The 18,776-nt window shown below is 53.6% G+C and carries 17 protein-coding genes; 7 read left to right on the top strand and 10 right to left on the bottom strand.

Going from position 1 to position 18,776, the window contains the following annotated elements; all coding sequences use genetic code 11:
- Positions 1 to 2: 2 nt before the first annotated feature.
- From cyoD to cyoA, 4 genes are read right to left on the bottom strand one after another with little or no spacing between them, the layout of a single operon-like run.
- On the bottom strand, positions 3 to 389 hold the full coding sequence (cyoD, locus tag E6C51_RS16530; RefSeq protein WP_146936359.1) for a cytochrome o ubiquinol oxidase subunit IV: 387 nt from the start codon (positions 387 to 389) through the stop codon (positions 3 to 5).
- Positions 386 to 1,003 (bottom strand): cytochrome o ubiquinol oxidase subunit III, encoded by a 618-nt coding sequence (gene cyoC / locus E6C51_RS16525; protein ID WP_146936357.1) that lies wholly within the window; start codon positions 1,001 to 1,003, stop codon positions 386 to 388. Before cyoC ends, cyoD begins: the two co-directional genes overlap by 4 nt.
- Entirely contained in the window at positions 1,003 to 3,012 is a 2,010-nt protein-coding gene (gene cyoB / locus E6C51_RS16520; protein WP_146936355.1) for a cytochrome o ubiquinol oxidase subunit I, read from the bottom strand. Before cyoB ends, cyoC begins: the two co-directional genes overlap by 1 nt.
- Positions 3,013 to 3,050: 38 nt before the next feature.
- The gene (cyoA, locus tag E6C51_RS16515; RefSeq protein ID WP_146936353.1) at positions 3,051 to 4,208 is read right to left on the bottom strand and encodes a ubiquinol oxidase subunit II; all 1,158 of its coding nucleotides are present in this window, start codon (positions 4,206 to 4,208) and stop codon (positions 3,051 to 3,053) included.
- A gap of 362 nt (positions 4,209 to 4,570) precedes the next feature.
- Between cyoA and E6C51_RS16510 the strand changes: the two genes are divergently transcribed.
- The 3 genes from E6C51_RS16510 to E6C51_RS16500 all read left to right on the top strand — a co-directional run bounded on the left by E6C51_RS16510 (position 4,571) and on the right by E6C51_RS16500 (position 6,691).
- A complete protein-coding gene (locus E6C51_RS16510; RefSeq protein ID WP_190236784.1) occupies positions 4,571 to 5,110 on the top strand; it encodes a sigma-70 family RNA polymerase sigma factor in 540 nt (179 codons plus the stop codon).
- Positions 5,094 to 5,882: an anti-sigma factor family protein gene (locus E6C51_RS16505; RefSeq protein WP_190236783.1), complete on the top strand. Its 789-nt coding sequence runs from the start codon at positions 5,094 to 5,096 to the stop codon at positions 5,880 to 5,882. Before E6C51_RS16510 ends, E6C51_RS16505 begins: the two co-directional genes overlap by 17 nt.
- 92 nt (positions 5,883 to 5,974) lie before the next feature.
- Positions 5,975 to 6,691: a Bax inhibitor-1/YccA family protein gene (locus E6C51_RS16500; protein WP_146936347.1), complete on the top strand. Its 717-nt coding sequence runs from the start codon at positions 5,975 to 5,977 to the stop codon at positions 6,689 to 6,691.
- 114 nt (positions 6,692 to 6,805) lie between these two features.
- Here E6C51_RS16500 and E6C51_RS16495 read toward each other — a convergent pair whose 3' ends face one another.
- Positions 6,806 to 7,246, bottom strand: a complete 441-nt coding sequence (locus E6C51_RS16495) for a pseudoazurin (RefSeq protein ID WP_146936346.1) — start codon at positions 7,244 to 7,246, stop codon at positions 6,806 to 6,808.
- 227 nt (positions 7,247 to 7,473) lie between these two features.
- Here E6C51_RS16495 and E6C51_RS16490 point away from each other — a divergent pair, with 227 nt between their 5' ends.
- Positions 7,474 to 8,163 (top strand): NnrU family protein, encoded by a 690-nt coding sequence (locus tag E6C51_RS16490; RefSeq protein ID WP_190236782.1) that lies wholly within the window; start codon positions 7,474 to 7,476, stop codon positions 8,161 to 8,163.
- A gap of 63 nt (positions 8,164 to 8,226) precedes the next feature.
- Here E6C51_RS16490 and E6C51_RS16485 read toward each other — a convergent pair whose 3' ends face one another.
- Positions 8,227 to 9,564: a dicarboxylate/amino acid:cation symporter gene (locus tag E6C51_RS16485; protein WP_146936342.1), complete on the bottom strand. Its 1,338-nt coding sequence runs from the start codon at positions 9,562 to 9,564 to the stop codon at positions 8,227 to 8,229.
- A gap of 236 nt (positions 9,565 to 9,800) precedes the next feature.
- On the opposite strand from E6C51_RS16485, the gene E6C51_RS16480 reads away from it, so the two are divergent.
- Complete coding sequence (locus E6C51_RS16480) at positions 9,801 to 11,660, top strand: sensor histidine kinase (protein WP_146936340.1); 1,860 nt, start codon at positions 9,801 to 9,803, stop codon at positions 11,658 to 11,660.
- Complete coding sequence (locus E6C51_RS16475; protein ID WP_190236781.1) at positions 11,657 to 13,009, top strand: sigma-54-dependent transcriptional regulator; 1,353 nt, start codon at positions 11,657 to 11,659, stop codon at positions 13,007 to 13,009. Before E6C51_RS16480 ends, E6C51_RS16475 begins: the two co-directional genes overlap by 4 nt.
- 108 nt (positions 13,010 to 13,117) lie before the next feature.
- Here the strand turns inward: E6C51_RS16475 and E6C51_RS16470 are convergent, their stop codons facing one another.
- The 4 genes from E6C51_RS16470 to E6C51_RS16455 form a co-directional block, all read right to left on the bottom strand.
- Positions 13,118 to 13,774, bottom strand: a complete 657-nt coding sequence (locus tag E6C51_RS16470; RefSeq protein ID WP_190236780.1) for a TetR/AcrR family transcriptional regulator — start codon at positions 13,772 to 13,774, stop codon at positions 13,118 to 13,120.
- Between the two features lie 514 nt (positions 13,775 to 14,288).
- Complete coding sequence (locus E6C51_RS16465; protein ID WP_190236779.1) at positions 14,289 to 15,212, bottom strand: ROK family protein; 924 nt, start codon at positions 15,210 to 15,212, stop codon at positions 14,289 to 14,291.
- Complete coding sequence (nagA, locus tag E6C51_RS16460; RefSeq protein ID WP_190236778.1) at positions 15,209 to 16,393, bottom strand: N-acetylglucosamine-6-phosphate deacetylase; 1,185 nt, start codon at positions 16,391 to 16,393, stop codon at positions 15,209 to 15,211. The genes E6C51_RS16465 and nagA overlap by 4 nt, the downstream gene beginning before the upstream one ends.
- A 71-nt stretch (positions 16,394 to 16,464) precedes the next feature.
- On the bottom strand, positions 16,465 to 17,214 hold the full coding sequence (locus E6C51_RS16455) for a GntR family transcriptional regulator (RefSeq protein ID WP_190236777.1): 750 nt from the start codon (positions 17,212 to 17,214) through the stop codon (positions 16,465 to 16,467).
- A 387-nt stretch (positions 17,215 to 17,601) separates the two neighbouring features.
- Between E6C51_RS16455 and E6C51_RS16450 the strand changes: the two genes are divergently transcribed.
- Complete coding sequence (locus E6C51_RS16450) at positions 17,602 to 18,774, top strand: Gfo/Idh/MocA family protein (protein ID WP_146936328.1); 1,173 nt, start codon at positions 17,602 to 17,604, stop codon at positions 18,772 to 18,774.
- Positions 18,775 to 18,776: the final 2 nt, after the last annotated feature.

The following is an 18,776-nucleotide window of genomic DNA, read 5'->3' as shown; positions in this document are numbered from 1 at the left end:
GATTAGGGCATATTTCTCATCATCTCGACGCCCATGGGCATCATGTTTGTATTCAGGTGATGCATAACCCAAAGCGAACCAGACAGGGCGATCACCACGATGATCACCGTGAACATCAGCGCCATTACGGTCCAGCCGCCTTCAGATTTGGTGTTCATGTGCAGGAAGTAGATCATGTGAACCACAATCTGTACGGCACCAATGGCCATGACCAGACCAGCCAGCAGGGCTTTGTTTTCAATGGCACCGCTCATGACCATCCAAAAAGGAATGGCGGTGAGGATGACAGAGAGGATAAAGCCGGTGACATAGCTTTTCACACTGCCGTGGCTTGCTTCATGGCCGCCTGAATGATGACCATGATCGTGAGCATGTGCGTTCTCGCTCATCCGATAACTCCCAGCAGGTAAACGTAGGAAAATACGCCGATCCAGACAACGTCCAGGAAGTGCCAGAACATCGAAAGGCACATCAGGCGACGCTTGTTTGCATCATTCAAACCATGTTTCTTGACCTGTACCATGAGCGTGACCAGCCAGATCAGACCGAAGGTCACGTGCAAGCCGTGTGTTCCAACCAGCGTGAAGAAGGCTGAGAGGAATGCGCTGCGGCTCGGGCCTGCACCTTCATGGATCAAATGCACGAACTCATAGAGCTCGAGATAGATGAACACCGCGCCGAACAAGCCGGTGATGGCCAGCCAGATCAGCGTTGCAGACTGATTTTTCTTTTCCATTGCCAGCATGGCGAAGCCATAGGTGATGGACGAGAACAGCAGCATTGCTGTGTTGATGGCAACCAGCTTGAGGTCAAACAGGTCAGCAGGCGAAGGGCCGGCCGCATAATTGCGGCCAAGCACGGCATAGGTTGCGAACAGCATCGCAAAGATGAGGCAGTCGCTCATCAGATACAGCCAGAACCCCAGGTTCGTGCTGCTTTCCGGATGGTGGTCCTCTGTGAGGTAAAATTCCGGCTTTGTAGCCTTATTACTTCTCGGATCCATCAGATCACCCCTTTATTGCTCAGAAGAGCGGTGCGTGTGGCTTCGGTGTTCACCACTTCTTCCGCAGAGATGTAATAGTCGCGGTTGTAATTAAACGTGTGACCGATCGCGACAGCGACAATTGCAACGAAGGAGACGATTGCAAGCCACCACATGTACCAGATCATCCCAAATGCAAAAGCGACGCTCAAGCCAGACAGGATCACGCCTGTGCCGGTGTTTTTCGGCATATGAATTGGGCGGAAACCAAGCAGCGGACGGCTATAGCCACGCTTCTTCATATCATCCCATGCGTCAGGATCGTGGATAACGGGTGTGAAGGCGAAGTTGTAAGCAGGCGGTGGTGACGAGGTCGACCATTCCAGCGTACGGGCATCCCATGGGTCGCCTGTTACGTCGCGCAGCTTTTCGCGGTTCTTGATGCTCACGCCAATCTGCACGATGAACGAGCCGATACCTGCTGCAATCAACACTGCACCAAAAGCGGCAATGACGAACCAGATCTGCAACGATGGATCATCAAACTGGTTCATACGGCGGGTAACACCCATCAGGCCCAGAACGTAGAGCGGCATGAAGGCAAAGTAGAAGCCGACCAGCCAGAACCAGAAGGACATCTTACCCCAGAAGGCATCCAGTTTGAAGCCGAAGGCTTTCGGGAACCAGAAGTTGATGCCTGCAAACACACCAAACACCACGCCGCCGATGATGACGTTGTGAAAGTGTGCGATCAGGAACAGCGAGTTGTGAAGCACGAAGTCAGCAGGAGGAACAGCGAGCAGAACGCCCGTCATACCGCCGATGACGAAGGTGACCATAAAGCCCATGGTCCACAGCATCGGCACTTCGAAACGGATGCGACCACGATACATCGTAAACAGCCAGTTGAAAATCTTCGCGCCCGTGGGGATCGAGATGATCATCGTGGTGATGCCGAAGAACGAGTTCACACTTGCGCCTGAGCCCATGGTGAAGAAGTGGTGCAGCCAGACGAGGTAGGACAGCAGCATGATGCTGCATGTTGCATAGACCATCGAGGTGTAGCCAAAGAGACGCTTGCCAGAAAAGGCAGACACAACTTCAGAGAACACGCCGAACACTGGAATGACCAGAATGTAAACTTCAGGATGGCCCCAGATCCAGATCATGTTCACATACATCATCGGATTGCCGCCGAGATCGTTTGTGAAGAAGTTCATGCCGAAGTAGCGGTCGAGCGACAGCAGCGCGAGTGTAGCGGTCAGGATCGGGAAGGAGGCCACGATCAACACGTTGGTGCAGAGCGATGTCCAGGTGAAGATTGGCATCTTCATGAAGGTCATGCCTGGAGCGCGCATCTTAACGATGGTTGCAATCAGGTTGATACCAGACAGCGTGGTACCAACACCAGCAACCTGTAGACCCCAGATATAATAATCGACGCCGACGCCGGGACTGTAATCACCACCGGACAGCGGCGGATAGGCCAGCCAGCCTGTGCGGGCGAATTCGCCAACAAACAGCGAAATCATCACCACAACGGCACCAGCAACCGTCATCCAGAACGAGAAATTGTTCAGGAAGGGGAAGGACACGTCGCGCGCACCAATCTGCAACGGTACCACGAAGTTCATCAAACCTGTGACGAACGGCATGGCGACGAAGAAGATCATGATCACGCCATGGGCGGTGAAGATCTGGTCGTAGTGATGGGGCGGGAAGAAGCCTGGGTCACCATTAAAGGCCATGGCTTGCTGAACGCGCATCATCAAGGCATCGGCAAAGCCGCGCAACAGCATGATGACGGCAAGTATCATATACATGATACCGATTTTCTTGTGGTCAACACTGGTGAACCACTCTGACCAGAGATAGCCCCACAGTTTGAAATAGGTGACCGCGCCAAGCACGGCTGCACCGCCGATGGCAACAGCAATGAATGTCACCACAAGAATGGGTTCGTGGTACGGGATGGACTCTAAGGTCAAACGCCCGAAGATAAACTTCATGATGTCTGGGTTGGAAAACATGGGAAGCCCCGTTGAGTTGAATGCGGCGGAATGGCGGTTCAGTTCTTGGTCTGAACCGGCGTCGCCGCGTCTTTTTCGCTGTCGGGCATGTTCATTCCCGGCATGGTATGGTTCATATGCATGGTGTTATCGTCGGATTTGGTGGTCGAAGAGACAGGCATTGCATCTGTCTTGACGCTGGAATGCTCTTTTGCACCTTCTGCGCCGTGATCAGGGCTGACGCTCAAATCGACACCGCGGTCGTCATATTGCAGCTTCTCGCGGTTTTCCGCGCTTTCTTTGCCAGCGCCACCCATCATGTCGATATGCATCATCTTGTCGACGCACATCTTGTCTGGATCAACGCACATGTTGAGAATCTTGTTGTAGAGATTCTTCTCGGTAGAAGCGTAATAGCGAACAGGGTCCTTTTCGCTCGGCTTTTCGAGCTTCATATAGGCGTCCTGATTCAGCGCAGTGCCATTTGCCTTGACCTGGGCAACCCAATTGTCGAAGCCTTTCTGGTCAAGTCCGTGGAACTTGAAGCGCATGTTGGAGAAACCGGCACCAGAGTAGTTGGCAGAGAAGCCTTCATAAACGCCGGGCTTGTTGATGATGCCGTGGAGCTGGGTCTGCATGCCCGGCATGGCGTAGATCTGTCCAGCCAAAGCAGGGATGTAGAAGGAATTCATCACAGATTGCGCTGTGATCTTGAAGTTGATTGGCACATCCACAGGCGCTGCCAGTTCATTGACTGTTGCAATGCCAAGATCAGGATAGACAAACAGCCACTTCCAATCCATTGCCACAACTTCAACCGTCATCGGCTTCACGTCGGCTGGAAGAGCCCGTTCTGCGTCAAGGCGATCCAACGGCCGGTATGGATCGAGCCGGTGGGTTGCAATCCACGTTACGGTGCCCAAAACCAGAATGATCGCGATCGGCGCGGACCAGACAATCAGCTCAAGCTTGGTCGAATGGTGCCAATCGGGAAGGTAGGTCGCCGACTTGTTCGAAGCGCGGTAGCGCCAGGCAAACAACAATGTCAGGAAAATCACCGGAACGATGATCAGCAACATGAGAACGGTGGCGAAAATGATCAGGTCGCGTTGCTGCATTGCGATATCGCCAGACGGCGACATGACAACCAGATTGCAACCGGAAAGCAGCAGCAAAGGTGCTAGCATTAAAATTGGTAGTGCTGGGATTTTTTTCATTACTTTGACTCACATCAAGCGCGTACTGGCGAATTAGTCCTTTTTTACAAAGAAGAAATGCGCATTTTGTCGCAGGCAGAGTCTCTAATGTAAGCGCTCTCGCGTCAGAACAGGCCATTGCTTTGCATTTTAGACTTCGGCTTCCGCTAAAATAATCCCGTTAATTCTGGGGCTTACAAAAATCTTCACCTTCGCAGGTGCGGCATAAAACAGGTCGCCTTAGGGTGATTTTTGGGTGCGCAGTTGCCAATAATCAAATTGTCGCACCCCTCTGTTGTGCGCCCTTTTCCGCCGCCAACTGACAGAGTCAAAAAAAATGTAAAAGCATGGAATAAGTCAGCATGTGGCTCCGTATATAGGGCATGGACAAAAAAATTGGCTCATTTGACGTGATTGGACAGCTTGCCGCACTGCGGCGTTATGCGACCTCGCTCGTGCGCAACAAGGATGATGCCGAGGATCTGGTCAATGACGCCTTAGTGCGGGCCTATGAGCGTCATGGCAGTTTTCGTCCTGACGGAAATCTGCGTCGCTGGCTGTTTGCAATTTTGCACAACACGCATGTCGACCGGGTGCGTCATAGAAAATCTGCAGAGCGGCGCGATGCGATTGCGGCCGAATTGTTTGATCCGATTGTTGAGAGCGGTCAGGAACAGGTCGTTCGGCTCAATCAGGTGCGGGCGGCGTTTATGGAACTGCCGGAAGAGCAGCGGCAGGCGTTGCATCTCGTGGCTATTGAGGAGTTTTCCTATCAGGAGGCCGCCGACATGCTGGGTATTCCGGTTGGCACCCTGATGTCGCGGCTGTCGCGTGCTCGCACCCGGTTGCGCGCGTTTGAAGACGCGCATGGCACGGTTCCAAGGCTCCGGATTGTAGGAGGTTCTGATGACACGACAACCTGACCCGATTGTGGATGCTGACATTCACGCCTACATCGACAATCAGCTCGATATGGCACGGCGTATAGAGGTTGAGGCGCATCTGGCACAGACGCCTGAGCTGGCGGCACGGGTGATGGCCGACTTGAAGCTGCGCGATGAGTTGCGTCTGGCCTTGCGGCTGAATGCGGGCCCCCATGACATGTCTGATGCCCATAAAACGCGAAAGAATGCCCGTTTGCTGGAACAGGCGCTGCGCAACAAAGGCCGGGTTGCGCTTTTGCGGCGGGCGGCAGCGGTTGCAATCTTTGTCGGTTTTGGCTGGGTGGCGCATTCCCTGATCAATCCGTTCACCGCGACGCCGGTGGTTGCCTCCGTGCCCACGCCCGCATTTGTGCGCGAGGCCTTGCAGGCGCATGAAGCAACCCTGGTGCGGGAAAAGCTGCGCCCAGCCGTGACAAACACGCCCTTTGATGCTGGCGAAGTACGGGCTGCAACCGGCATTATTCTGCCAAAGCTGCCGGAAAATTGGACAGTGTTGGACAGCCAGATCTTCCCGTCGGATTTTGGACCGAGTGTGGAAATGGCGGTGAAGCAGCGCAATGGCCGTGACCTCACCTTGTTTGCGGCGCGGACCGGCGCGTTTTCGGTGCAGCGTGTCACGCTGGCTTTTTCCGGAAAGTCAGCCGCCGCCCATTGGCAGATTGGCGAGGTCGCTTATGCGCTGATTTCCGATGGCGGCGATGAAGATGCATTGGCAGCAGCAGCAGACCGGCTGGCCAGGACGCTTTATTGATAACTGATAATATCAACAGGGTTTCAGACAGTTAGCAATCTTTGGCACTTTTCAACATGTGTCGAGACAAAGAACGAGAGGAGTATCCATCAATGGATCCAGTCAATAGAAGTTACCAAGTGGGTGCTGGCGCGCACTCTGCCGCAGCACTCGATCAGGGTTTGCGCCAACACATGTTGCGCGTTTACAATTACATGGGTGCCGGTCTGGTGATTACCGGTCTGGTCGCCTTCTTTGTTGGCTCTACGCCCGCGCTTTATGTGCCAATCTTCCAAACACCTTTGAAATGGGTGGTGATGTTGGCTCCGTTGGCCTTCGTGTTTTTCTTCTCATTCCGTCTGCATGCCATGTCGGCAAGCGCTGCACAAATGGCGTTCTGGGCATTTTGTGCCGTCATGGGACTGTCGATGGCTGCCGTGTTTTTGCAATTCACGGGTGCCAGCATCGCACGGACATTCTTCATTTCGGCGACCATGTTCGGTGCCATGAGCCTTTATGGTTACACAACCAAGCGTGATCTGTCGAAGTTTGGTTCGTTCCTGATGATGGGTCTGATCGGCATTGTGATTGCCTCCATCGCCAATATTTTCCTTGGCTCATCGGCGCTGCAATTTGCCGTGTCGGTCATTGGTATTGTGGTATTTGTTGGCCTCACGGCTTGGGATACCCAGACGATCAAGGAGCAATATGCCGAGAATATCGACCACGAATCTCAGCAGAAACTGGCGGTGTTCGGTGCCCTGTCGCTCTATCTGAATTTCGTGAACATTTTCCAGCTGTTGCTGAATCTGACAGGCGAGCGCGAATAAACGCAGGTTAAACCAGTCATGACAGCGCCGTGCGTCCTATATGGTGCACGGCGCTGTAATATTTTTAATCTACCGCTTCGGATAACGGCCAGCGCGGTCTTTGCGTAACCTGGCTTAATGCAGTGAATCGAGCTCGGCGGTCAGATTGGTGGTGGCTTTCGGAGGCAGTTTTGCGTCTTTCAATGCTTGCGCATTGGCGGCGGGCACATCGCCAACCACAACCACGGCCACCATGCCCATGCCAACATGGGGTGCACATTTGATGCCGTAAGCGCCAGCAACGGGAAATGTCACCTTGATCGCCTCATTGATTTTGCCTTTGAAAGGTTCGGCCCCGCTTGGCAACAGTCCGGGGATGGTTTCTGCGCTATGTCCCTTGTCTGTTGGAATGAAGGTGACGGTATCGCCGGGGGCGATTTTGAGGGCGGCTGGCTCAAATACCATAGCCTGTCCGTTTGCGCCTTTGTTCAGCATATGAATTTCATAGTCGGCTGCCATGGCAGGCGTGCCAGCAGCTGCTGCGATCAATGCAATGAGGGCGAGCGATGTGCGCATAAATATCTCCGTAAGGGCATCGTGCGAAAAGATGGGAATCAGCACGATGTCCAAGTTTTTCGTTTTGGCTTGCGCGCCTAGACATAGGCACAATTTGCGGCCGCCACTTTGATTGAGCGCAAATCGCGTTTTGTTGAAGAGCGCGCTTGGTAGGCTTTTGGGCAGGGCGGTGCTAAGAGATCAGAGGTCGGCACAGGGCCGAGGCATAAACAACACGGCGCTTCTTCATGGCGAATTTTCTTCTCGCATTTTTCTTTTTTCTCCTCACGCATTCATTGCCGTCTTTCGCAAGATTGCGCCAGTATTTGATCGAACGGCTTGGGCGCTCGGTGTATATGACGGGTTATTCTTTGCTATCTTTAGCGTCGCTGGCATGGCTGTTTTATGCTTTTGCCACATCGGATGATGTTGCACTTTGGATGGACCATCCCTGGCAGGCTTGGATAACAATTCTATGCGCGCCGATCGGTATTTTTCTGGTGATCTGCGGGTTGCTCAGTCCAAACCCCGCCTCCATCAGTTTTCGGTCTTCGGGCCGTGTCGGTGCCATTGCCTCCGTCACACGTCATCCCGTGCTCTGGGGTTTTTTCCTGCTGTTTTTCGGCCATGTCTTTCCCAATGGTGAACTTGCCGCTTTGATTTTATTTGGTGGATTTTCCGCCTTTTCGCTCATGGGCATTGCCATTATGGAGCGCCGGGGCCGCCGCAGGCTTGGTGCACGCTGGAACGAAATGACGAGTGCAACATCAATCATCCCTTTTTCCGCGATTTTTGCCGGGAGGGCACATCTGAAAGTGGATGGCATCATGCTGCTGTCGCTGCTGGCGACAGCCGTTATCACAGGGCTGCTTTTGTTTGCGTTCCACGAGGTCTTGTTCGGCGTCGATCCTCTTTTGCTCGCCCTCTACGGCGTTTGATCAGCGCAAAAAAAAACGCCCCGGTTTTTGCCGGGGCGTTTGCGTGTGTTGTCTGTGATCAATTTATGCCGCAGCGGGTGCTGGCAGCTCTTCAGTCACATCAATTTCTTCCGGCAATTCACCAGCCATGGCGGCGTTGAACTTTTCAACGTCCAGCTCATTTTCCCAGCGGGCAACAACCACGGTTGCAACAGCGTTGCCAACGAAATTGGTCAGAGCACGGCATTCAGACATAAAGCGGTCAATGCCGAGAATAAGCGCCATACCAGCGATTGGAACGGATGGAACAACAGACAGCGTTGCTGCCAGGGTGATAAAGCCTGCGCCGGTGATGCCTGCGGCACCCTTGGAGCTCAACATGGCCACCAGCAGCAGCAAAATCTGATCACCGAAAGACAGGTGAATGTCTGTTGCCTGGGCAATGAACAGGGCGGCCAATGTCATGTAGATATTGGTGCCATCCAGATTGAAGGAATAGCCGGTTGGAATAACCAGACCTACAACCGAGCGCTTGCAGCCAGCCCGCTCCATCTTGGCCATCAGGCCGGGCAGGGCAGCTTCTGAGGAGGAGGTGCCCAGCACCAGCAGCAACTCTTCTTTAATATAGCGGATCAAAGCCAGAATGGAGAACTTGTTGTAACGGGCCACGGCACCGAGAACGACGAGCACGAACAACAGGGACGTGACATAGAAAGTTGCAATCAGGTAGGCGAGATTGGTAACCGAGCCAATGCCGTATTTGCCGATGGTGAAAGCCATGGCACCAAAGGCGCCCACAGGTGCTGCCTTCATCAGGATGGCCACCAGTTTGAACACTGGCACAGTCAAAGATTGAAGAAAGTTGGTGACGGGTTTGGCGGAATCGCCAACCATGGCCAACGCGATGCCAAACAGGATGGAGAAGAAAAGAACCTGAAGGATGTTGCCTGAGGCGAAGGCACCGACGATCGTATCGGGAATGATCTCCATCAAGAAGCCGGTGATGCTCGCATCATGGGCTTTCTGGGCGTAGGACGTCACCACCTTGGCATCCAGCGTGGCTGGATTGATGTGCATGCCTGCGCCGGGCTGGACGACGTTGGACACCAGCATCCCCACGGCCAGCGCGAGGGTGGAGAAAACCAGAAAGTAAATCATGGCTTTGCCAGCCACGCGGCCGACTTTTTTCAGATCGCTCATGCCAGCAATGCCGGTCGCCACGGTCAGAAAAATCACCGGCGCGATAACCATTTTGACGAGCTTGATGAAGGCATCGCCAAGAGGTTTCATCGACTCACCCACCGATGGGTAATAGTGCCCCAGCACAATGCCGATAATGATGGCGGTGATCACCTGAAAATACAGGTGACGATAGAATGGAAGTTTGCCACCCTGTGGGGCGGCGGACGTGTCTATATGCATCTGACCCTCCGTAAGCGCCCCAACCGAACGGATCGGCCTCCCGGGGCATCAGTAGATTTCAACATCAGTGTGATGTTTCGATATGCTTAGCAAAGAGCGTGCCAAACTGGCTTCGCTACAGAAAGTCATTGAAAAAACAAGAAAAAGCCGAATTCTCTCTCCATGTGGCTGGAAGATTTGCGCGGCTGTCCGCGCACGCTGTTGCAATCTGTGCGGAAAAGTGCACAACATGGTGGATGGTGGTTCGCACACAACATCAGGAAACGGGTTTAACGGCTTTGCCATCGAGGCCCAGAAAGCCATGGTTTTTCCTGGCGCTCATTGCCCTTTGCGTCACGGGCTTTGCGCTGTATGCGGCGGGCGTTTATGGGCGTAATTCTGCCTTGCGCGACACGGAAGAACAGGCACGGGTCAGTGCGGGGCTGAAAGTTGCGTTTTTGCGCGCGGTGCTGGAGCGTCCTCGATCTTTGCCGTTGTTGCTGGCCGAAGATCAGCAGGTGCTGGACGCGCTGAATTTAAAAACATCAGCAGCGGTGGTCCGTTTGAGCGACAAACTGGAACGCCTTGTCGCGGCCACAGGCGCATCCGTTTTATATGTGACCAATGCAAAAGGCGTCGCGATTGCGTCGAGCAATTGGCAGCAGGCCGATAGTTTCGTCGGCGTTGACTATTCTTTTCGTGAATATTTCAAGCGTTCCATGAGCAGTGGCTCTGCCGAGCACTTTGCGCTGGGCAGCATCAGCCATCGTCCCGGTCTCTACATTTCCCGTCGGGTTGGATCGTCTGCGGATCCCCTGGGGGTTGTGGTGGTGAAGGCAGAGTTTGACCAGCTCGAAAGCGATTGGCTGGAAGCATCGCGGGGTGCCTTTGTTACCGATCGTCGCGGCGTCGTGCTGATCTCCAGTATCCCATCCTGGCGGTTCATGACGCTCTCAACACTGTTGCCCGATGAGGTGCGCGACATTCGCGCCAGTTTGCAATTTGGCGATGCGTCTCTTGCTCCGCTCCCATTCAATCAGGCGGAAACAATCGGGCCGGGGATGATGCTTGTGCGGGCCGTTCTGCCAGGTGAAACAGCGGGCCAATATCTGTTTGTTTCCATGCCCGTTCCGACAACCACGTGGCAGTTAAACTATCTTGTGCCGGTCGATGCTGCGATTGCTTCGACAGTGCGAGAGTTTCGCCTGCTGGTTTTGGCCGTGCTGGTGCCTTTTTTCTTCGTCTGTGCATTGGTGTTATGGCGGCGGCAGGCGGGTGCCATTCGGTTGGCCCGTGCGCAGGCCAATCAGGCGGAGTTGGAACGCCGCGTTTATGAGCGCACCAATGATCTTTTGCAGGCTCGTGACCGACTTCAAGCCGAAATCGCTGGCCATAAAGCCACCGAAGGCCGATTGCAGGGGGTGCAGCAGGAGTTGGTGCAGGCCAACAGGCTTGCTATTTTAGGGCAGGTCGCGGCAGGGGTTGCCCATGAAATCAACCAGCCGGTGGCCACAATTCGCGCCTTTGCCGAGAATGCCAAGGTGTTTCTGGATCGCAAACAAGAAGGCCCGGCACAAGAGAACCTTAGCCTTATTGCGGCTTTGACTGAGCGGATCGGCACGATTACGGATGAGCTCAAAGCATTCGCCCGTAAAGGCCGAACGGCACCTCAGCCGGTGGTGTTGAGAGATGTGCTTGACGGCGCAGTGATGCTGCTGCGAAGTCGTTTTGCGGGCAGGTTGGATGCCTTGAATATGCCCGCGCTGCCGAATGACTTCATTGTCAAAGGCAATCGGATCAGATTGGAACAGGTGCTGATCAATCTGTTGCAGAACGCGCTGGAAGCCCTGCAAGATACGCCGGATGCCCGTGTTGAGGTGAAAGCCATTGCGAAGGATGACGAGATCATCGTCACCGTGGCAGATAATGGGCCGGGCATTCCGGAAAATATTCGCCCGCTGTTGTTTACCCCGTTTTCGACCTCCAAAGAAAAGGGATTGGGGCTAGGGCTGGTTATCTCGCGCGATATTATCACGGACTATGGCGGGCGTCTGCTGGTGGAGAGCAGCGGGCAGGGCACGACATTTACCATTCATCTTTTGCGAGCTGAGATATGAACACACCTGCAAGCGTCATTCTGATTGATAATGATCAGGATCTCCTGCGTGCCACGCGACAAACACTTGAATTGGCAGGATTCGATGTGGCGGCATTTCTTTCCCCCGTTGAGGCTTTGCGTGCCGTCACCAGCGATTTCGGTGGAGTTGTGGTGTCGGATATTCGCATGCCGGACATTGATGGGCTTGAGGTGTTTCGCCGCGTCAACGCAATGGATGCGGATTTGCCGGTGATTTTGGTGACGGGCCATGGTGACATTGCCATGGCCGTTGCAGCCATCAAGGATGGAGCCTACGACTTTATCACGAAGCCTTTTGCCACCGATCGGTTGAGCCAAAGTGTGCATCGCGCCGTGGAAAAGCGCCGGCTGGTGATGGAAAATCGAAAATTGCGGCTGGCGGCCGATGACGCGCAGGCCGGTTTGCCACTGATAGGCCAAACCCCTGCCATTGAGCGCTTGCGTCGCACTCTGCGCCAGATTGCGGATACGGATGTGGACGTGTTGGTCACAGGGGAAACCGGGAGTGGCAAGGAAGTGGTGGCCAGTCTGCTGCACACATTAAGCCGTCGTGCCAAAGGCAATTTTGTTGCCTTGAATTGTGGCACATTGCCGGAAAGCGTGATTGAGAGCGAATTGTTTGGCCACGAGAGCGGTGCATTTACCGGTGCTCAGAAAAAACGTGTCGGCAGGATCGAACACTCCAGTGGCGGTACGCTTTTTCTGGATGAAATCGAGAGCATGCCAGCGTCCACGCAGGTGCGGATGTTGCGCGTGCTGGAGATGCGCGAGGTGACGCCGCTGGGGACCAATGAAGTGCGGCCGGTTGATCTGCGTGTTGTTGCGGCATCCAAGATCAATCTTGGCGATCCCGCCCAGCGCGGTGAGTTTCGTGAGGATCTCTTTTACCGGCTGAATGTTGTGACCTTGACCATTCCGCCGCTGCGAGAGCGCCGTGCGGATGTGCCGTTGCTTTTTGCACATTTTGTCGAGCGGGCAGCAACAAAATTTCACATTGAACCTCGGGTAATGACACCAGACGTGGTGCGTTACCTGCAACAGCATGACTGGCCGGGCAATGTGCGCGAGCTGGCGCATTTTGCCGAGCGTTTTGTCTTGGGTCTGGAGGAGTTGGAGGACGCCAAATCTGAAGCTGAGCAATCTGCTTTTTCATTGCCAGAACGTCTGGAACGTTTGGAAGCCGATATTATCCGCGATACGCTGAGCCGCTTTGATGGCGACGTGCGACAAACCATTGAAGCACTGAAAATTCCGCGCAAGACTTTTTATGACAAGCTTCAGCGCCATGGGATTGTGCGCAAGGATTTTGCGGCAAGCGACGAGGCTTAGAGCATCTGGCCGAAAACCGGAATCGATTTAAGGTGAAAATTATGCAGCAGATTAAAAGCGTTACTTTGAGCCTTTATGCGCCAAATATGGCGCACTGCGCTGTAAAATCTATTTGAGGGATGCCAGAATGGTTGCGACAATGTGCTTTCCCCATGCTGTTGTTGCTTCGACGCTGGATGTGTCATGGCCAAAGCTCACGGCAACAGTATGCTTGTTGCTGATGTAGTAGAAGCTCATCGCCAATATTGTCAGGTGGATCATGCTCGGATTGATATCCTGGCGAAATACACCTTTTTCAGAGCCCCGGCGCAATACATCGGTGAGCTCCTCGACGAAATGCGTATGGATGAGCGGTATCTTTTCAGACTTTTTTAAGTGTTCGGCCTTCAGTTTGTTTTCTGTACTGACGAGGCGCACAAAATGTGGATGCTCCAGCACGTAGGTCCAGATGAACAATGTGAGCTGACGTATGCCGTCTTCAGGTTCTTTTGATTTGATATTCAAGCTCTTCTCGGCAACAAGCACTTCGGCGAACATTCTCTCCAGAACCGCGAGGTAAAGTCCCGCCTTGTCGGTAAAGTAGTGATAAAGCATCCGCTTGTTGGTCTTGGCGCGCTCAGCAATGCTATCGACGCGCGCACCAGAAAAGCCATTGGCGGAAAACTCTTCGGTTGCGGCATCCAGAATTGCGGCTTGCGTTGCTTCGGCGCTGCGGATGGTGCGGCCATTCACTGTCAGTTGAAAAACCTCATTGGACGGTTTCACAGCGCGATCAACCTTGACTGTGCTATTGTATCACTTTTCGACATTTCCGCTCCATAGGAATAGCTAGAATCACCCATATGCGTCGAAGTAACAGAGCGATAGCGCGAAAGCCAAGCTTGTATTGGTTGCATAATTTCCGAATGTAACCCTGCCTTTGGGCGTGAAATAGACTTTAACGTTCGTCGCGCTCCGATTGAATAAATTGGTCGCGCAACGTTTTTTTAAAAGCATGTCGCGTTTTATTGTCCTCAATAAAGTTATAACGTACACGCGAGAAAATTAAGAACGAAAGCCTGTTGCCGTGAATCCTATTCTCTGCGACAGGCTTTAGGCCTACGTCGCCATATAGATTGGCTATGACGTTTCGTTGACAGAATTTTGTTATAAAATTGAGAAGCGCCAATATGCACATCATGTGTGCAAGGCAGATCTATCACCTCTTTGTCTGACTGGTTTCACGTTACAGCATATGAGAAGTGATTATGATCATACACCACCTTTGGTAGAATTAAAATCATAAATTGGTTTCATCCCGAATCAAAGACAGGCCAAGAATGGCAGCTCCAATCAGGCCGGGTTCGATTGTGCACTGGGCCGGAACCACGAGAGGCCGGTTGAAGCGGCGCAGGATCTTGCTGCGAACAGCGGTGTCTATGGCTGAAATCAGCTTTGGCGCGTTGGAAAGCCCGCCGCCCACGGGAATAATGGTCGTGCCGGTGATATTCACCACCAAGGCCAAGGGGGCGGAAATGACATCGAGAAAGACCGAGATTGTGTGACTGGCGGCTGCATCGCCATTTTCCCAGGCGCTGACGATATCCTCGCTGGATGCTGTCAGCTGATTCAAATGCAGGTGAAGTTTTTCGATGCCGCGCGCGCTGCATGTTGCGTCAATGCAGCCCATTTGGCCGCAACCGCATTGAAACCGGGGTAGTTTTACCGGTGGTGTGCCTGCTTCTGTTGCGGCAATCGGACCATGACCCCATTCGCCTGCAAAACCACCATCGCGATTGATCAAATGACCATCGATCACGAGGCCGCCGCCGACGCCTGTGCCAAGGATGGCACCAAACACCACTCGATGTCCGCGTCCTGCCCCAAGGGCAGCTTCGGCCAGCACAAAACAATCCGCATCATTGGCAATCAGCACCGGCAAACCGAGGGCCGTTTCCAGATCAGCTTTGAGCGGACGGTTGTGAATGCAGGGAATATTGGCAACAACGGCACGGTTGGTGTCGGGATCAATAATGCCGCAGATGGAAAGAGCAACGCAATCGGGGCGCTCGCCAGCTTCCAAAATGATATCGTTCATGATGCCTACAAACGCATCAAAATCCGTTGCCGGGGTCGGTTTGCGCGGAAAGGGCCGGATATCATCCGGTGCATAAGCAATAGCCCCTTTGATGGCTGTGCCGCCAATGTCAAAGCATACAATCATGATTGCGCGGGCTCCTTCGCAGCGGCGTTGCTGTGAACACAATTGCCACCGATCCATGTGGACCGCAGCTCGATTTCGGGTGATAGCAGCAGAAAATCGGCGTCCAATCCCACGGCAAGCTGGCCCTTGTGGTTGCAGTTGATTGCTTGCGCCGGATAAAGCGAGGCCATGTTGAGGGCCTCTGGCAAGGGCAGGCGCAAATGGTGATGGATGAAACGAACGCAGGATAGCATATCAATATCGGCCCCGGCCAAGGTGCCGTCGGCCAGCGTCAAGCGTCCATTTTTGCGATAAATCTGGCGGCCATTGAGCACAAACCCGGCTTCATCGGTGCCAATGGTGGACATGGCATCCGTGACCAGAAAAATTCGGCCGGGGCCGGTTTTGGCGCGAAGCGCAATCGCCATCGATGCCGGATCGACGTGAAAGCCATCGGCGATCAATCCGCATGAGAGGGCAGGTGTTTCAAGGGCTGCTCCAACCAGTCCCGGTTCACGGTTGCCCAATTGGCTCATGGCGTTGAACAGATGGGTTACCATGCTGGCACCCGCTGCGACATAGACAGCAACATCCGCACATTGCACATCTGTATGGCCAAGGCTGATCACATAGCCTGCTGCATGAAGCCTTTTTACCTGCTCAGGTGTGACATTTTCGGGGGCAATGGTGATCAAGGAAACACCGAAGCGCCCCGCAGCATGGCAGAGCACTTTCAGATCGTCCTCATTCATGGGCCGGATCAGGGCTGGATCATGGGTGCCTTTGCGGCTCAATGACAGGTGCGGGCCTTCAAGGTGCAGGCCCAGAAAGCCGGGAACCTTGGCATCAAAGGCGGCTTGCGCAGCAACAAGGGTTTGGTCGCGCACAGATGCATGGTCCGTGATCAAGGTGGGCAAAAGCGCTGTCGTGCCATAGCGGGCATGGGTTGCGCAAATGGTTCTGATGCCGTCAAGATTCGGTTGATTGTTGAGCAAAACGCCGCCGCCGCCATTGACCTGAAGATCAATGAAACCGGGCACAATCAAGGCACCCTCAGCGTCGATCCTGTTGATATCGGCGGGCAACGCGTTTTCAGCATCGATACTGACAATTTTGCCCTTCGAGACCACCATTGCTGCCCGGTCTAAAAAGCGATTGCCATCGAAAATTTTCCCGCCTGTTACGGCAAACGTTGCAGTCATTCCGGTTCGTCACTTTCTTAGTGGCAATAGCTCGCCACCCGCAATTTGATGGATTGAATTCGCATGCATTGTCATCGCGCAATCGTCAATTCCGCAACAAGATCATAGGCATCACTGCGGTAAAGTGCGCGGGAAATTTCCATGACCCGCCCCGTTTCCAGATAGGCAATGCGCTGCACCGAAAGGGCTGCCGAGCCCTGCGGCACGCCGAGCAATTCTGTCTCGTCGTCGCTCAGCACCACTGCCGAGATTCGCTGATTGGCCCGTACGGGCCTTATGCCAAACTGTCCGAGATAGGCATAGAGTGAATTGTCTATCGCTTCTGGATTGGGCAAAAGATCGTCAGCCAGACTGGTGCGCTCCAGCGCAATTGGCATGTCATTGGCGGTTCGCAAGCGACGGATGCGGGCGACGCGCGCATTGCCAGACAGGCCGAGCGCCATGGTTTCCTCTGGTGTTGGAAAGCACAGAGCGCGCTCAAGCCAGCGTGAACCGCCGACCATGCCGCGCCTTTCCATGTCCTCAGAAAAAGAGGTCAGGCGGGTTAGCGGCTGCTGCATGCGCGGCATGGGCTTGAACACAAATGTTCCTGAGCCGTGACGACGCACCAGCAGCCCATCGTCAACCAGATGATCAATCGCTTTTCTTACCGTAACACGGCTAATCATCGCGGCATCGGCAATGTCGCGTTCCGAGGGCAGGGCATCACCATGCTTGAGCGTGCCAGTGCTGATTGCATCTTCAATGCGTTTTTTAAGTTTTAAATAGAGCGGTCCGCCGTTCAACGAAGGCAGCTGCGTGAAGATGTCGATGTTGGTCATTCCCACTCTCCGCCTTTCTTTTCGACTATCCTGCGGGCGAACTGGCTCCAATGTCAATACCAAGATAATACCAATGTTGCAATTTTGGGAAATTGGTATGTATTTTTAGCTCAAAAGGTGCTCTGAAGCCCTCCATAAAGTCAGATACCCTTAAAAATCCAAGGATTCAACAATTCGATCTGGACGATTGGCATTTTTTTGGTATGGTTTCTTAACAACAAGAAAGAAATGGGGATTACTGGCCTTTCTGTAGAGGGTTTCGAACTGCGCTCGTCGAGTATGTGAAAATAAATTTCACAAAATCGGACGCTTTCAGATTTCCTCTTGACTGTTTCGGTCTTAATTCGCAGCATTATGAAAATAGTTTACGACTGAAAGGTCACGGGCATGAAAGTTGCGGTCATTGGGCTTGGGTTCAGGCTTGGGTATCTTGGGCAGGTGTTCAAGGACATTGATCCCGATTTTGAGATTGTCGGTTATGTCGATCCAGAGCCGGCGGGTCTTGCAGGCTTGCTCGAAGCGGGTGTTTCGGTGTTGAACGCCTATGAGACGCCGCAGGAGATGATTGCAGCCGAGACATTCGATCTGTTGATGGTGGGTTCGCCCAATCACCTTCATCTGGAGCATATTCGCATCGGGCTTGAAGCGGGTTTGACCGTCTTTACCGAAAAGCCAATCGTGATTTCGGTTGAGGAAAGCCTGCAACTGGCATCACTGCTGCACCAATATGGTTCTGAGCGGCTTTTGGTTGGTCTGGTGCTGCGCTATTCCCCGCTTTATCGTGATCTTCGTGCGGCACAGCAGCAAGGCTTGCTGGGCGATGTTGTTTCCATTGAAGCATCCGAGCATATCGAACCTTACCATGGTGCCTTCTTCATGCGCGATTGGCGCCGTTATGGCCGCTACACCGGTGGCTTCATGCTGGAAAAATGCTGCCACGATCTCGATCTCTACAATGGCGTGGTCGGGCGTCGTCCGCGCTATGTGGCAAGCTTTGGCGGACGCAAAAGCTTCGTGCCGGACAATGCGCCGCAAAATGCCGGTATCAACGATATGGAGGTCTATCATCGCAAGCCAAGCGGTTGGCTGGGGGCAGAAAAGGTGTTTGATAGCGATGCCGATATTATCGATTACCAGACTGCGATCATTGAATATGATAACGGCGTGTCGATGACTTTCCACACCAACCTCAACGTGCCAGACCATTTCCGCAGGTTCTGCGTGGTGGGCTCCAAAGGCATGGCAGAGGGCGATTTTGTCCGTGGTTTTCTGGATGTGCATAATGCCCACAGCAGCGAAAAAGTGGTTGAAAACACCTATTCTGCCCCTTCAGAAAAATCACAGCATTATGGCGCTGATGAACAGATGGCGATGGACGTTCTGGCCTTTGTGAAAACGGGTGCCAAGCAACCGGTTTCCGCGCTGGATGCAATCGAAGCCGGAATTCTGGCGCTTTCCATTGATGAGGCACGGATTGGACGCAAAGTGGTCGATCTGGCACCGATCTGGGAGCAGTTTGATGCCTGCCTTCACGGCACGACATTGAAGCAATCAGCGTGAAA

It is taken from the genome of Gillisella terrae (assembly GCF_004801395.1).
Taxonomy (GTDB): domain Bacteria; phylum Pseudomonadota; class Alphaproteobacteria; order Rhizobiales; family Rhizobiaceae; genus Allorhizobium; species Allorhizobium terrae.
Note: the sequence above shows the minus strand (reverse complement) of the source record. Positions and strands in the feature narration are given on the sequence as shown.

What these genes read in the sequence shown, in the direction of transcription:
- cyoD (WP_146936359.1), bottom strand. Translation starts at nt 389, where the DNA reads ATGAGCGAGAACGCACATGCTCACGATCATGGTCATCATTCAGGCGGC.
- nagA (WP_190236778.1), bottom strand. Translation starts at nt 16,393, where the DNA reads ATGACTGCAACGTTTGCCGTAACAGGCGGGAAAATTTTCGATGGCAAT.
- cyoC (WP_146936357.1), bottom strand. Translation starts at nt 1,003, where the DNA reads ATGGATCCGAGAAGTAATAAGGCTACAAAGCCGGAATTTTACCTCACA.
- E6C51_RS16450 (WP_146936328.1), top strand. Translation starts at nt 17,602, where the DNA reads ATGAAAGTTGCGGTCATTGGGCTTGGGTTCAGGCTTGGGTATCTTGGG.
- E6C51_RS16510 (WP_190236784.1), top strand. Translation starts at nt 4,571, where the DNA reads ATGGACAAAAAAATTGGCTCATTTGACGTGATTGGACAGCTTGCCGCA.
- E6C51_RS16495 (WP_146936346.1), bottom strand. Translation starts at nt 7,246, where the DNA reads ATGCGCACATCGCTCGCCCTCATTGCATTGATCGCAGCAGCTGCTGGC.
- E6C51_RS16490 (WP_190236782.1), top strand. Translation starts at nt 7,474, where the DNA reads ATGGCGAATTTTCTTCTCGCATTTTTCTTTTTTCTCCTCACGCATTCA.
- cyoB (WP_146936355.1), bottom strand. Translation starts at nt 3,012, where the DNA reads ATGTTTTCCAACCCAGACATCATGAAGTTTATCTTCGGGCGTTTGACC.
- E6C51_RS16500 (WP_146936347.1), top strand. Translation starts at nt 5,975, where the DNA reads ATGGATCCAGTCAATAGAAGTTACCAAGTGGGTGCTGGCGCGCACTCT.
- cyoA (WP_146936353.1), bottom strand. Translation starts at nt 4,208, where the DNA reads ATGAAAAAAATCCCAGCACTACCAATTTTAATGCTAGCACCTTTGCTG.
- E6C51_RS16505 (WP_190236783.1), top strand. Translation starts at nt 5,094, where the DNA reads ATGACACGACAACCTGACCCGATTGTGGATGCTGACATTCACGCCTAC.
- E6C51_RS16480 (WP_146936340.1), top strand. Translation starts at nt 9,801, where the DNA reads ATGGTGGTTCGCACACAACATCAGGAAACGGGTTTAACGGCTTTGCCA.
- E6C51_RS16455 (WP_190236777.1), bottom strand. Translation starts at nt 17,214, where the DNA reads ATGACCAACATCGACATCTTCACGCAGCTGCCTTCGTTGAACGGCGGA.
- E6C51_RS16485 (WP_146936342.1), bottom strand. Translation starts at nt 9,564, where the DNA reads ATGCATATAGACACGTCCGCCGCCCCACAGGGTGGCAAACTTCCATTC.
- E6C51_RS16475 (WP_190236781.1), top strand. Translation starts at nt 11,657, where the DNA reads ATGAACACACCTGCAAGCGTCATTCTGATTGATAATGATCAGGATCTC.
- E6C51_RS16465 (WP_190236779.1), bottom strand. Translation starts at nt 15,212, where the DNA reads ATGATTGTATGCTTTGACATTGGCGGCACAGCCATCAAAGGGGCTATT.